This is a genomic window from Dokdonella fugitiva (assembly GCF_014138265.1).
GTDB lineage: Bacteria > Pseudomonadota > Gammaproteobacteria > Xanthomonadales > Rhodanobacteraceae > Dokdonella_A > Dokdonella_A fugitiva_A.
In genome coordinates this window covers 984197-998372 of record NZ_JACGXL010000001.1, presented here as the reverse complement: position 1 = coordinate 998372, position 14176 = coordinate 984197, and the positions used below count along the sequence as shown (strand labels likewise).

Sequence of the window (14176 nt, the reverse complement as noted above, 5' to 3'; positions counted from 1 at the left end):
GTGCGAAGCCCTTGGTCGTCTTCTTTTCCTTCTTCTCGGCCTTCTTTTCCTTCATCGTCTTGGCCGGCTTCTTCTTTTCCTGCTTCTTCTGGTTCATGCCCTTGCTCATGTGCGGCTCCTCTCGTGTCCATCGCGCAACCGGGGTGGTTGCTTCGGCCATCGCAGTATGCGCCGACAGCGGTGTCAGGAACGGAAGCCATCGGTACCCGGTTGGCCGTGGGGATTTCGGCGCAAGCCGGACCTCGGATACGGTGCGGCGACGACGTGCGCATCCATGTACAGCAGAGCAAAGGCCGTGTGCGGGCCCATGGCGAGTACTACGGGATCCGCCAGGCACCGGAGGTGGGCTTGAGCCCACCCTACGCGCTGGACGCCGTGGCGCTTGAACGCCGCCGCGCCCACTCCCCGAGGGCAAGATCGGTCAGGACAGGTTGCGTCGGACGTGGAACACTCCTGCGATGCCGAGCCGATCCACCACCGCCCCGGATATCGCGACCACGCTGGCGTGGATCGAGGCGCATCTCGATGATGCGCTGACGCTCGACCGCATCGCGGCGCACGCGGGCTTGTCGAGTTTCTACTTCTCGCGCCTGTTCACCGCGCGCACCGGTCGCAGCGTGATGGCGCACGTGCGCAACCTGCGCCTCGTGCGCGCCGCGCGCCGGCTGGCCGACGATCCGTCGATCGGCTTGACGGACCTCGCGTTCGACAGCGGCTTCGAGTCGCAGGAGGCGTTCATCCGCGCGTTCCAGCGTCTGTTCGGCACGACGCCGGGTCGCATGAAGTTCGCTTACGGCACGACGATGCCCGCGCCGGTTCGCGCGCGCCGCGCGCCGGTCGCGGTGAACGTCGAACGCCTGCCCGGGCTCGTGGAGCGCGATGCGTTCACGCTGTTCGGCCTGCAGCACCGCTTCGAGGACGACACGCAGCTCGCGATCCCCGGCTTGTGGGAGCGGTTCGCCGAACGGACGGCCGCGTTCGGTCGTCCGCGCGGCGCCTACGGCGTCATCTTCGATCCGGATCCGGCGAACGGTGCGTTCGAATACATGGCCGGCATGCCGCCGGTGGACGGCCTCGACGCGGTCGCCGATCTCCGCTCGTTGCGCATCGCGGCGAACACCTACGTCGTGTTCCGCATGACGCTCGACGCCGGCCCCGTGCATCCGCAGATCCTCGCGGCGAACGAGGCGGTGTGGGCGGAGCGGTTGCCGGCGTCGGGTCTCGAAGCGATCGAGGCGCCGGATTTCGAGTACTACGACGCGCGCTTCCGCCCGGGCGAGCGCGGCAGCGTCGTCGACTATCACGTGCCGGTATCGGCGTAGCGAAGAGGGTGTCCGTGTCGAAGCGAGTCCCGTCGTTGTCATGCTGGCGTCGTCGCGTGCTCGCGCTGTCGGCGTCGATCGCAATGCTGTCGATCACCGTCGCATCGCCCACGGCGTTCGCGTTCATCGCCGGCGAACGCCACCTCGTCGCCGAGCAACCGACCGCGCGGGAACGCGATGCCGAGCACAGGGCCGACCTGCGCGTCACGGTCTGGTATCCCGCCGCGGATGGAAACAAGGAAACGCCGCTGACGATCGGCCCGCCGGGCCAGCCGCTGTTCGTCGCGGGCTCGTCCGCGCAGGATGCGCCGTTCGCGGACGGCACGCGCCGTGCCGTCGTCCTGCTCTCGCACGGCTTCGGCGGATCGGCGCGCGTGATGGCGTGGTTCGGCACGGCGCTCGCGCGCGCCGGCTACGTCGTCGTCGCGCCCGACCATCCCGGCAACAACGCGATCGACCCGATCACGATGGCCGGGGCGAACTACTTCTGGCAGCGCCCCGGCGATCTCGCGGTCGCGCTCGCGCGCGTGCGTCAGGACCCTGCGATCGGACCGCATCTGGATGCGTCGCGCATCGGCGCGGCGGGTTTCTCCGCGGGCGGCTTCACCGCGCTCGCGACCGCCGGCGGCCGTGTGTCGGTGCCGCACCTCGATGCGTTCTGCGCCGCGCATCCGGACGATGGCGTGTGCAGGCCGCAGAAGGAATTCGCCACCGACCCTGCCGCGATCGCGGCCTTCCGTGCGCAGGAGCCGACGCAGCGCGCGGTGGCCGCGTCGACGAGGGATCTCGCCATCCCGGGCGTGAAAGCCGTGTTCGCGATGGCGCCGGCGATCGTGCAGGGTTTCACGCCGGACAGCCTGCGCGCGATCGGCGTGCCCGTGCGCATCATCGTGGGCGATGCCGACGTCGTCGCGCCGCCCGCGACGAATGCGCGCGTCGCCGCAGAGACGGTGCCGCACGCGCGGCTCACGATGCTGCCCGGCGTCGCGCACTACGACTTCCTCGCCGAGTGCACGCCCGCGGGCGAGGCGCGCATCGAGCTGTGCCGTTCGACCGTGGCGCGACGCGCGACCCACGACGCGGCGATCCGCGAGGCGATCGACCTGTTCGACGCGACACTGGCGTCGGCGAAGCCGGCGACATGATCGCGCACTCGCGCGACCGCGCATGCGATGGCATCGTGCGATCCCCGCACGTTGCCCATGGCGAGGCCACTGCATGAACGGACACGCCGACGCCGTCACCGTCGTCATCACCGGCCGGATCAAGCCCGACAAGCTCGACCGCGCGCGCGCTGCGCTCGAGGCCGTCATCCCTGTCGTGATCGCGAAGGAACCGGCATGCCACGGCATCCGCGTGCACGCCTCTGCCGACGATCCCTGCCGCCTGCTGATCATCGAGCAGTGGGACAGCGTCGAAGCGTTCACCGGGCCGCACATGCAGACGCCGCATCAGCAGGCGTTCTTCGCCCAGGCGCAGGAATTCCTCGACGGCGCCGCCGATTTCACGTTCTGGCGCGAGACCTTCGCCGCGCCGTGATCGTGCGCGGCGGCACCGACCCTCGGGCAGGGCACGGCAGCGATCGTCGCCGAGCGCGCGTCATGGCTTTTGCGGACGCTTGCCGACGCCGGGCATCGCCGTGATCTGCTTCATCCACGCCGCGATCTGCCGTTCGTCGATGGCGTCGACGGAGGCGAGTTCGACGCCGCGCGTCGCCTTGCCCATCGCCACCGGCGTCACGGGCGGTACCGGGTCGAGCGTCACGCCGTTGACGAACATGAGTTTCACGTGGCTCGCGAAGGCGCCGCAGCAGAAGCACCAGCCGTCGCCGACACCGTAGTACGCCATGCCCCACTTCACGCTGCGCTCCAGGCCGGGCAGCGTCTTGGCCGCGAGCGCGTCGACGCGTTCGGCGATGCCGCGCTGCGGTTGCGGCAGGCTCGCGATGTAGGCGAACACCGGCTTGTCGCCGACGGCGGCCTTGGCGGGGCTGGCTTTGCCGTTGAGGGTTTCCGGCAGCGGCGTAGCCGCGGCGACGGGTTTCGTCGCCGCCTGGGTGGCAGGCTTCCGAGCGGGCGTGGCGGGTTTGTCGGCTTTGCGGATCACGTCGTCACTCCGTGCGAGGTGGGCGCAGCACGTCGCGCGGCTGCGGCATTCGTGCGCGTTGATCGGGTCTTCATGGGTTACGACGAACGGGAAGGGCGAAAATCGACTGGGTGTTGCGATGCGGTGGGCGCGTCGTTCCTTCGACGCGCAGTGCGGTGCTCCCTCTCCCGCCTGCGGGAGAGGGTTGGGGTGAGGGCGATCGGAGCGAACGCAGGCGTTGTTTCACGCGCGGTGCGGCGCTCCGTTTTCCCTCACCCGCCGCGCTGCGCGCGGCGGCCTCTCCCGCGAGCGGGAGAGGCGAGGGCGCTGCTACGCCTGCGATGCGCTTCTACAAGGAGCCTGTAGGGTGGGCTCTGGCCCACCGCTGTCGTCCGCCATCGTATCGAAGGTGGGCTCGAGCGCACCCACGTTCCTCGTGTAGGAGCCCACCCTGTGGGCGACCTGTGCGGAGCGTGGAGCGGCTGGTCGCGCACAGGGTGCGCTCCTGCGACGCAGGGCTTCGATCCAAGGCGCCAGCTGGCTGCCCCCGACCCCCTGCAAACCCGCGCCGATCCCCGTCTGTCTGTAACCCGGGTCCTTTTTCGTACCAGCGTACAGAACCCTCCTCATGGGCGGCCCCACGGCAAGGGCGCTCGGTGGGGGACGCGGGCGAAACGCCCGCGAACGCTCACTACCTGGAAGGAAAGGACGCACCATGAAATCGATACGACGCGCGCGCGAGCGCACCGACACCACCTCGACGGGCCTGTCGCGCCGGGTGCGCGGGTTGGCGGCGACGCTGCTCTGCGCGGTGGCGATGCCCGCCTCGGCGGACGTCTACACCGTCAACGTCGGCACCGATGCCGGGCAGGATCCGGCGATCACCAACCACTGCGCGGCGCTCGGCGACACGTCGCACTGCACGCTGCGCGCGGCGATCGCGATCGGCAACACGCGCTCGGGCAGCCACACGATCAACATCGGCGTGCCGACGATCAACATCGTCAACGGCAGCCTGACGCAGTTGCGCGCGCCGTTCACCGTCAACGGCAACCACGCGACGATCAACGGCAACGGCCACGGCTGCTTCGACCTCACCGATTCGGGCACGGCGGCCATCGGCCACGCCGACGGCGCGACCGGTTCGCAGTTGCTCAACCTCGTGATCGGCAACTGCGGCGGCGCGGGCATCAGCGCGAACGGCCACGACTACGTCTTCAGCGGCAACTACATCGGCGTGAACACGACCGGCCTGCTGGCGATGCCGAACACCGGCGACGGCATCTCGGTGTCCGCCTCGCACGTGTACCCGGACACGAGCTCGAACTTCCTGCTCAACCTGTACCAGAACTTCCCGGTGCAGCCGGTCGACGCGTCGGGCATCCAGGCGTTCTCGAGCAACCTCGCGACCGCGCTGGCGTCGCTGCATCCGGTGGTCATCAGCAACAACGTGATCTCCGGCAACGCGCAGAACGGCATCGAGATCTTCAGCGAGAACCTCGCCGCGGTGACGGTCAGCGGCAACATGATCGGCACCGACGTGAGCGGCAACGTCGCGATCGCCAACGGCGCCAACGGCGTGCACCTGGTCGGTTCGACCTTCGGCAACCTGATCGGCCCGGGCAACGTCATCAGCGGCAACGGCGCGAGCGGCGTGCGGGTCGACGCCGGCGCGGTGTTCCTGCCGAACTTCATCATGGGCAACCGCATCGGCCTCAGCGCCGCGCTGCAGGGCGTGCACGTCGGCAATGCGTTGAGCGGCATCGTCGCCGACACCAAGCCCGACACCGACCCGACGAGCTTCAACCCGAGCATGATCGGCCTCGTGATCGGTCCGGCCAACGTGATCGCCGACAACAACGGCGCGAACAACAACGGCTTCCCGGACACGCTCGGAGACGACAGCGCCGGCATCGTGATCACCGGCTCGAGCAACGGTATCAAGGTGCTGCACAATACGATCGGCCTGGCCGAGTTCCCGTCCGGCACGCCGCTCGCGTCGACCGCCTACGGCAATGCCGGCGACGGCGTGATCGTGACGACGACGGGCAACGAGATCACCAGCAACGTCATCGCCGCGAACGCGCGCCACGGCATCGTCGTGAAGGGCAGCGGCACCGCGAGCACGCGCATCGCCGGCAACTCGATCGGCGTCAGCCCGGCGTTCGCCGGCAACACGACCCTCGGCAACGGCGTCGACGGCATCCACATCAATGCGGCGAGCGCGACCACGATCGGTGGCCCGGCCGCGTCCGATTCGAACATCATCGTCGCCAACAAGCGCAACGGCATCAAGCTGCGCAACGGCGGCGGCGACCAGAACGGCTGGAGCAACCTGTTCCAGCGCAACCGCGTGTTCGGCAATGCGAAGACGCTGCTCGGCGTCGACATCGACCTGGAGCATCCGGAGAACGGGGCCGACGGCCCGCATTCGGAAATCCCGGCGAACTACGCCAACCGCGACCAGGCGCCCGCGCAGATCTGCGCCGGCAACGAAGTATCCGGCGTCTGCGCCGGCTCGGTCGCGCCGATGAGCGACGGCAGCACGACGTTCCAGTGGACGATCAGCACGCACGGCGTGGCGAACTTCCGCATGGAGTTCTACGTGATCGACGCGGCGACGACGACGGCCGCGACGACGATGTCGTTCCTCGGCGAGCAGCTGGTGACGACGAGCGCGGCCGGCGTGCCGGCGAACGCCGGCAGCTGCATCGGCGGACGCTGCACCACGACGTTCGGCAGCATTGCGTCCGGCCGCCGCATCGTGATGACCGCGACCGACATCACGCCGCTGACCGACACGCCCGCGGGCGGCAGCGGCTGGCAGGCGCTGCTGAAATGCTTCGCCGGCAACAACGGCATCATCCTCGCGGCCTGCACCGCGAACGACACATCCGAGTATTCCAACGCGGTGGTCGTCACCGGCAGCGACCGCATCTTCAAGAGCGGATTCGAAGCGCCGTAGTCGTAGCGGGTGGGCGCGAGCCCACCCATATTTTGTAGGAGCGCACCCTGTGCGCGACCGGTGTAGCGGCAACGTTGGATGCCGCGGTCGCGCGCAGGGTGCGCTCCTACGACATCGCGTCGGGGCTGGTTCTGCAGGCGCGAAGGCCGCGACGCGAAGGACGGCCAGGACAAGGCGATACGCGACGACGGTCTTGTAGGAGCGCACCCTGTGCGCGACCGGCGTCGCGGGAACGTTCGATGCCGCGGTCGCGCACAGGGTGCGCTCCTACAACGTCATGGCCGCGACCAAGGCGGACTCGAACCACCCTACGACGTGTTGCCGCGGATGCGCTGCACGCGTGCGCGATACGACTTCACGTTGTCGCCGCGGATGCGCGTCTCGCGCGTGCCGATGACTTCGTCGACCTTGGCGTCCGAGCCCGTCACGGGTTTCGCGTCGACCTTGGTCTCGCGCTCGAACGCGTGCGATTTGTCGGTGTTGCGGTAGTAGCGGTACAGCGCCCAGTACAGGCCGGTGGCGCCGGCCGGGCCGAGCGCGAGCAACCAGAGTCCGCCGTCGTCGCTCATGCCGTGAGCTCCCTGATGTCGTTCATGACGAATGCGCCAGGATCCACAGCGCGATGCCTTCGAGGAAGGTGCCGACGGTGAGCGCGGTGGCGAGCAGCTTCCACTGCTGCACGGGCACGCTGCCCATCGTCTCGCCGGTGCGGCCGTTCACCGCGATGTAGTGCAGCATGCCGCCGTTGCTGCCGGGCTGGTGGTACGAATACAGCCATACCGGCAGGTACATCGACACCCAGCGCGTGCCGTGCACCTCGAGGCGTTCCTGCTCCCAGCGCACGCCGCGGCCGTAGCGGGCGACCGAGGCTTCGACTTCCGCGCGCGCGATCGACAGCAGCTGGTCCTCGAGGCGCGGGCGCAGGCTTTCTACGTCGCGATCGCGCTTCTCCGAGGTGAAACCCGCGAGGTAGGACGCGTTCCACTTCACCGCGTTCTTCGTGTCGAACGGCAGGATCGTGTTGATGATGTTGTTGGTGTTGGTGCGCGTGTCGAGGTTGCCGCGTTCGCTGGACGATTCGAGCGGCAGGTCGTCGACGGTGAAGTCGACGTGGCGCTCGACGCGGTAGACGTCGGCGTCGTAGTAGGTCTTCTTGTCGTCGCCGCTGCCCTTCGTGTAGCGGCGCGTCTCGATCTCGCCCTGGCCGCCGACGTCGGCGCTCGCGTTGCCGTCGACGATCATGTACGGGAGGTAGACGCCCGAGACGTTCTCCGGCGTGAACTGTTCCTTGAATTCCTTCAACGCGAACAGGCGTCGCTTGTCGACGAACTGGCGGATGCGCGCGACCGCGTCGTCCTTCTTGATGTGGAACGGCAACACCGCGTCCGGCACCGCGCCGTTGGCGATCTGCTCGTTCACGCCGAGCATGTGGCGGCACCAGTGGCAACGCGCGGTCATCGCGTTGCCGGTGTTGACCGTCACTTCGGCGCCGCAGCCGCTGCACTTGAAGGTCATGAGGTCCTTCGCATCGGCGGCGATGTCGCGCGCGCCCGATGCGATGACCGTGCCTTCGAGTGTGTCGATGCCGTCGCCGAGCCCGAACTGTTCCTCGACGCGCGCGCTCTGCCACTGGTTGCGGCAGTACAGGCAGATGAGCATGTCGCTGCCGGGCTTCTGCCGGACGTCGGTCGAGCCGCATTTGGGGCAGCGGTTGACGCCGTCTTCGAGCTCCTTCGACGACGTGTCGATCGCGACGGGGTCGGGCGCCTCGAGTTCCTTGCGGATCGGATCGGGCATCGTGGCCGGATCGATGCCCGTCTGGCCGGGCATCGGTGGCACGTCCTGCGGCGATCCGGGACCGCGGAAGCGCGGTCCGTCCTGTGGCGAACCGGGGCCGCCGTGCGGCGGCCCCGGGGGCGTAGTGGCGTTGGACATGGTGGCGTGCGATCCGTCGCTTAGATGCCGAGGGCCTTGGCCTTGAGCGCGTCGTAGTCGGCCTGCGTGATGAGGCCGAGGTCGAGCATCTCCTTCGCCTTCTTGAGCTTCGCGACCGGGTCGTCCGCCGCCGGCGCCGCGGGTGCGACCGGCTGCTGCAGGCCGCCGAGGCCACCCATCATGCCGGAGGCCATGCCGATGCCCATCATGCCCGCCGCGCCGCCGTTCTCGCCGGCCGCCTGCATGCCCGCGGCGACGCTCGCCTGCAGGTTGGAATTGCCGCGCGCACCGGACAGCGCGTCGGCGCGCTGGACGTTCTTGAGCAGTTCGCGCGTGTTGGCGTCGTATTCGATCGAGACGATCGCGGTCTTGACGATCGCGAGGCCGCGATCGGACTTCCACTGGTAGGCCGCTTCGACCGCGTCGGACAGGCTCCTGGCGAAGCCGATCGAATCCTGCTGGATCTTCGTGATGCGGTTGCCCTTCGACGGATCGTTCGTGTACGCGCTGAACGCGGGCGCGAGCGAACCGACCACTTCGTTGAAGAGCTGCGCCGCGGCGGCGTTGTCGAGGTCGGTGAAATCGAACACCTGGCCGGACTGCAGGTACGACGCCGGCACGAAGTTCTTCGCGAACAGGATCGGGTCGACGATCTTCAGCGTGTACGAACCGCGCGTGATCGCGCCGACCTGCGTGTTGAGGAAACCGTCGTCCCAGTAGATCTCCGACTGCGTGCCGAAGCGGTTGTCCGGCAGTTCCTTCAACGAGACGAAGAACGCCGCCTGCTGCGAACCCGGCTGGCCGCCGAACTTGAAGCGCTCCCAGCTCTGCTTGACCAGCGATTCGACCAGGCCGCCGCCGGTGAAGATCGATTTCGAGTTGATGTCGTCCGAGCGCCATTCGTAACCGCCCGCTTCCGATGCGAAGCCGGTGATCTTGCCGTCCTGGAACAGCAGCAGGCCGTAGCCTTCGGGCACGACGATCTTCGACCCGTTGGTGATGATGTTCGACGAGCCCTTCGTGTTCGAACCGCGCCCGGCATTGGTGCCGCGCGGCACCGCCGCGAACAGCGCCGCGGTCGACGGCAAGCCGTCCGGCACCGTGTAGAAGTCCTTCCACTGGTCGGCGAGCGCGCCACCGATTGCACCTACTGCTGCCTGCACAAGACCCATGACATCTCCCTGCGATTCGTGGCCGGGCACCGCGCCCGTCTTGCGCGCTCAACTATACCTTCCCTGCGGCGCCGTTGTAGGAGCCCACCCTGTGGGCGACCGGTGTAGCGGCAACGTTCGGTGTCGACGTCGCGCACAGGATGCGCTCCTACGACGATGGCGCGGCGGTGGGCGGTCATCGAACGGCGCGACGCACGCCCTCTTGCAGGAGCCCACCCTGTGGGTGACCGGTATAGCGGCAACGTTCGGTGTCGCGGTCGCGCACACGGTGCGCTCCCATGGAGCATTCGGTGGTGGGCACGACGATCTTCACTTGCGCGTCGCAGGGCGAGTCAACAGACTCCGCGGACCTTCCGTCGGAGCTTCGCACATGGATCGCCTGCTCGCCGTTCGTAGCCTCGCCCTCGGCCTCACGCTTGCCCTCGCGGCACCGCATGCCTACGCCTCGCCTGACGCACCGGCCGCATCGCCTGCACCCGCCGCCGACACCCCGTCGAAGACCCCGCACAACGCGACCTTCGTCCTCCCCGCGGGCTGGTCGCAGAAGGCCGAAGGCGCGGCGATGATCCTCACGCCGCCGGAAGCCGACGGTTCGCGCATCGCCATCATGGATTCCTCGGCGAAGACCGCCGACGAGGCGGTGGCGGAGGGCTGGAAACTGCTCAAGCTCGCGCCGAAATTCCTCGTCGCCAACGACGCCGCGCCGAAGGACGGCTGGGAGCAGCGCCGCTTCTACGACTACGACGTGCCTGCGAACGCGAAGCGCGCGGTGTTCGCCGGCGTGTTCCGGCGCGGCACGAAGTTCACCGTGCTCGTCGGCGACGTCGACCAGGCGCTCGCCGAGAAGCGTGCCTCCCAGCTCGGCAAGATCAACCAGCGCCTGCAGCCGGCCGACTACCAGCGCGAGTCGTTCAAGGGTCGCGCCGCGCACGCGTTCGACGAAGCGCGCCTGAAGCAGGTCGCCGATTTCGTCGAGCACATGCGCAGCGAGTTCGACGTGCCCGGCGTCGCGATCGGCATCGTGCAGGACGGCAAGGTCGTCATGGCCCGGGGCTTCGGCGTGCGCGCGCTCGGCAAGCCGGAGAAGGTGGATGCCGACACGCGCTTCATGATCGCCTCGAACACCAAGGCCCTGACTACGCTCATGCTCGCCAAGCTCGTCGACGCCGGCAAGCTCGACTGGAACGCGCACGTGACCGACGTGTATCCCGCGTTCAAGCTCGGCAGCGCCGACACGACCAGGCAGGTGCTCGTGAAGCACCTCATCTGCGCCTGCACCGGCCTGCCGCGGCAGGACTACGAGTGGCTGCTCGAGGGCGAGAAGCAGACGCCCGAATCGGTGATGTCGACGCTCGCGACGATGCAGCCGACCAGCGGTTTCGGCGAGCTGTTCCAGTATTCCAATCCGCTGGCCGCGGCCGCCGGCTTCATCGGCGGGCAGATCGCGAACCCGGGCAGCGAGCTCGGCGCCGGCTACGACAAGGCGATGCAGTCGCTCGTGTTCGACCCGCTCGGCATGAAGGCCACCACGTTCGACTACGCGGTCGCGCAGACCGGCGACTACGCCTCGCCGCACGGCTACGACATCGACCACGTCGTGCGCGTGATGGGCATGGGCCTCAACGACACGATCCGCGCGTCGCGCCCCGCCGGCGCCGCGTGGAGCACGGTCGACGACCTGCTCAAGTACGTGCAGATGGAAATCCGCAAGGGCGTGCTGCCGGACGGCAAGCGCTACATCGGCGAGGCCGCGCTGCTGCAGCGGCGCCAGCCGCAGATCGCGCTCGGCGTGGATCGCGACTACGCGATGGCGCTGATGGTCGACAAGAGCGACGGCGTCACCGTGGTCGACCACGGCGGCGACATGGACGGTTTCCACTCCAACATGATGTGGTGGCCGGAACAGAAGGTCGGCGCGGTGATCCTCACCAACTCCGACGAGGGCGTGATGCTGCGCGGTCCGTTCAAGCGGCGCCTCAACGAACTCATGTTCGACGGCGAGCCGCAGGCGCTCGCGACCGCCGACGCGAACGCGAAGGCGAATCGCGCCTCGTGGGATGCGCAGCGCAAGCTGATCCAGTACCCGGGCGACGCGGCCGCGTTCGCCACGCTCGCGCCGCGTTACCACAGCGACGCGCTCGGCGACATCATCGTCACGAAGGAAGGCGGCAAGGCCTGGTTCGACGTCGGCGCGTTCAAGTCCGAGATCGCGACGTCGCCACAGACCGACGGCAGCCTCGCCTACGTGATGATCGACCCGATGGCGACCGGCTTCCTGCTCGTGCGCGCGGACGCCGACGGCAAGCGCCGCCTGATCGCGCGCGACGGCCAGCATGAATACGTGTTCGAGGAAGCGAAGGCGGCCGGCGACAAGGGCTGATCGGCGTCACGCATCCAGTAGGAGCCCACCCTGTGCGCGACCGGTGTAGCGGCATGTTTCGATGCCGCGGTCGCGCACAGGGTGCGCTCCTACCGAGCGCTGCTGCCCCAGTGCGTCGCGTCGGCGACGCGCGTTGCTTCCACCGCGCGAACGAACGCATCGACGCCGGCATACAGCGAGCGTCGATGCGTTTCCAGGTGCATGACGTGGGTGCCGTCGTCGATGCGCAAGCGCCACTTGAGCGGGCTTCGCGAGAAGCGTGCAAGCAGGGCCGCGGCACCCGCGTCGTCGACTTCGGTGTCGTAATTGCCGTAGACGATGAAGACCGGCGTTTCGACCGTGCCGGCCGCATACGGCGCGAGGCCGGCCGCGGGTGCGGCGATATCCGCGAGCGGGCCGGCGGGGATGCGCAGCTCGCCGGCGCGATCGCCGGGGACGTGCGGTGCGGACGCCTCGAACGCGTTCGCCCAGCGTTCGTCGACCGCGTGCTCGAGCAGGACCGTGGTCGCCGGCAACACCTGTAGGAAGCGCAACTGTTCGTAGCGCTCGCGAGCCGTGATGCTCCACCACGCGCCGAACGCCGGCGTGTCGTCGTCCTTCGCGTGTTCGTGCGCGATCGGCCCGAACAGCGTCAGCGATGCGAGGCGACCCGCATCCCGCGCGGCGAACGCGGTGGCCGGGATCGTCCCCCACGAATGGGCGACGAGGTGCACGGTCGTGACGTGCCGCTGCGAGCGCAGGTAGGCGACGGCGATGCCGATCTGCGTCACCGCATCGCGCGCCGCGGAGATCGGCGGCGCATCCGCCGGCCGTGCGAGCATCGCGGCGGGCCGGCTCGAGGCGCCGAAGCCGAGGAAGTCGAGTCCGCACGCGAGGTAGCCGCGCTCCGCTGCGTAGGCAAGCCAGGAATCGCCGGGCGCGAACGCGAACCCGGCCGCGAGCATCGTCGGGAAGCTCGCGCCGTGCACGAACAGGACGCTCTTGCCGCTCGGTCGCCGCGGCGCGACGCAATGCAGCGCGACGTGCTGCCCGGGCCTCTGCGCGATCGGCAGCTGCACGGTTTCCACGCGGTCGGCCGCGTTCGCGGCGGCGGTCGAAGCGAGGCCGAGAAGCAGGGGTGCCAGCATGGTCGTTCTCCGGGGCGGGAAGGGGACGCATGCTAGGTGGCGGTGCCAGCCGACGTTTTGCCGAGCGGCGAAGCATGTGCCGTGGCCAACCGCCTATCCTCGGCCGCGCCGGCGTGCGCGCCGGGCCCATGGATGGGCGACCCGACCGGCGTTACTCCGGCGGGTCGTCACGATCGAGCCCCTGTTTCCCCGCCCGTTTTTTTGCGAGCATCGCGCGGTTCGCATCATTCATCGGACAGGGGACAGGGATGGCCATCGACTACGTGCTTCGCATGCCGTGCGAAGTCCGCAAGCAGTTTCCGGAAGCCAAGCTGGTCGCGATGGTGCGGCAGTGGGGGATCGCGGATTTCGCGATCGGCAAGCTGCGGCAGGCGTACCCCGACCAGGACATCAAGACGCTCGCCGAGCAGTACACGATCGAGATCGCCGTGAACGGCCCGGACGGCACCGCGCGGCAGATGCCGGTGACCGTCGCCCAGATCATGCAGATGGTGTCGCCGCTCGGCGCGGTCCGCCAGCATTGCGGGCCGTGTCGCGCGAACGTGTCCGACCGGCATTTCGGCTGCATCGCGAAGATCAACTATCCGATCCTGCGCGAAACCGAATCGTGGCTGCTCGCGCGCCTGCCGGACGACGAGAAGCATCCGAACCTCGCGCTGCTGCTCAAGTTCCTCGCGGACCTGAAGATCGACGGTGCACCGGTCGATGCCCTGCGCGCGCGCGAGAACATGTTCGAGGCGAAGACCCCTGCGTTCCGCACTTGGGGCGAGATCTTCGACCGGCGCAAGATCACGTCCAGCCAGATCCTGCACATGCTCGCGTTCGGCGGCATGCTCGGGCCCGAGCAGGCGCAGCTCTACACGCGCATGCTCGGCCTCGAGACGATCCTGCGCGAGCGCCATCCTCCGTCCGACCAGGTCGAGCAGTTCAAGACGTTCTTCTGCGCGATCGTGATGGCGGGACGATTGGGTGCGCCGATCGACGTCGATGCGTAGAGCGAGCCGCGGCACTGGCGTCGTGTTTCACCTCTCCCGCTCGCGGGAGAGGTCGCGCCGCAGGCGCGGGTGAGGGAGCGCGGAGCGCGACGTGGGATTTTCGCGAGTGGAGGGCGACGCTCCGATCGCCCTCACCCCAACCCTCTCCCGCAAGCGGGAGAGGGAGCCCATGGTTCGCGCCAGCCGCGGCACTAC

At 68.6% G+C, this 14176-nt stretch carries 11 protein-coding genes; 6 read left to right on the top strand and 5 right to left on the bottom strand.

Annotated elements, in window-relative coordinates:
- Window positions 1–458: 458 nt before the first annotated feature.
- The 3 genes from FHW12_RS04580 to FHW12_RS04570 all read left to right on the top strand — a co-directional run bounded on the left by FHW12_RS04580 (window position 459) and on the right by FHW12_RS04570 (window position 2861).
- On the top strand, window positions 459–1322 hold the full coding sequence (locus FHW12_RS04580; protein ID WP_182529778.1) for an AraC family transcriptional regulator: 864 nt from the start codon (window positions 459–461) through the stop codon (window positions 1320–1322).
- Window positions 1323–1336: 14 nt separating this feature from the next.
- On the top strand, window positions 1337–2467 hold the full coding sequence (locus tag FHW12_RS04575; protein ID WP_310735138.1) for an alpha/beta hydrolase family protein: 1131 nt from the start codon (window positions 1337–1339) through the stop codon (window positions 2465–2467).
- Window positions 2468–2540: 73 nt separating this feature from the next.
- Window positions 2541–2861, top strand: coding sequence for a putative quinol monooxygenase (locus FHW12_RS04570; protein ID WP_182529777.1), 321 nt, complete (start codon window positions 2541–2543; stop codon window positions 2859–2861).
- A 60-nt stretch (window positions 2862–2921) separates the two neighbouring features.
- Here the strand turns inward: FHW12_RS04570 and FHW12_RS04565 are convergent, their stop codons facing one another.
- Window positions 2922–3428, bottom strand: a complete 507-nt coding sequence (locus tag FHW12_RS04565) for a DUF1801 domain-containing protein (RefSeq protein WP_182529776.1) — start codon at window positions 3426–3428, stop codon at window positions 2922–2924.
- 694 nt (window positions 3429–4122) lie between these two features.
- Here FHW12_RS04565 and FHW12_RS04560 point away from each other — a divergent pair.
- Window positions 4123–6372 carry a hypothetical protein gene (locus FHW12_RS04560; RefSeq protein ID WP_182529775.1) on the top strand — a complete coding sequence of 750 codons (2250 nt, stop codon included), beginning with the start codon at window positions 4123–4125 and terminating at the stop codon, window positions 6370–6372.
- Window positions 6373–6680: 308 nt separating this feature from the next.
- On the opposite strand, the gene FHW12_RS04555 is transcribed toward FHW12_RS04560, so the two are convergent.
- Genes FHW12_RS04555 through FHW12_RS04545 form a run of 3 tightly spaced genes read right to left on the bottom strand, consistent with a single transcriptional unit; the run spans window position 6681 to window position 9479 of the window.
- A complete protein-coding gene (locus tag FHW12_RS04555) occupies window positions 6681–6941 on the bottom strand; it encodes a hypothetical protein (RefSeq protein WP_182529774.1) in 261 nt (86 codons plus the stop codon).
- Window positions 6942–6963: 22 nt separating this feature from the next.
- Window positions 6964–8307 carry a TFIIB-type zinc ribbon-containing protein gene (locus FHW12_RS04550; RefSeq protein WP_428993609.1) on the bottom strand — a complete coding sequence of 448 codons (1344 nt, stop codon included), beginning with the start codon at window positions 8305–8307 and terminating at the stop codon, window positions 6964–6966.
- A gap of 20 nt (window positions 8308–8327) precedes the next feature.
- Entirely contained in the window at window positions 8328–9479 is a 1152-nt protein-coding gene (locus FHW12_RS04545) for an SPFH domain-containing protein (protein ID WP_182529772.1), read from the bottom strand.
- Window positions 9480–9849: 370 nt separating this feature from the next.
- On the opposite strand from FHW12_RS04545, the gene FHW12_RS04540 reads away from it, so the two are divergent.
- The gene (locus FHW12_RS04540; protein WP_182529771.1) at window positions 9850–11859 is read left to right on the top strand and encodes a serine hydrolase domain-containing protein; all 2010 of its coding nucleotides are present in this window, start codon (window positions 9850–9852) and stop codon (window positions 11857–11859) included.
- Window positions 11860–11948: 89 nt separating this feature from the next.
- Here the strand turns inward: FHW12_RS04540 and FHW12_RS04535 are convergent, their stop codons facing one another.
- Window positions 11949–12986, bottom strand: coding sequence for an alpha/beta hydrolase (locus FHW12_RS04535; protein WP_182529770.1), 1038 nt, complete (start codon window positions 12984–12986; stop codon window positions 11949–11951).
- A gap of 248 nt (window positions 12987–13234) precedes the next feature.
- Here FHW12_RS04535 and FHW12_RS04530 point away from each other — a divergent pair, with 248 nt between their 5' ends.
- Window positions 13235–13981 carry a hypothetical protein gene (locus FHW12_RS04530; protein WP_182529769.1) on the top strand — a complete coding sequence of 249 codons (747 nt, stop codon included), beginning with the start codon at window positions 13235–13237 and terminating at the stop codon, window positions 13979–13981.
- The last annotated feature ends 195 nt before the right edge of the window (window positions 13982–14176 follow it).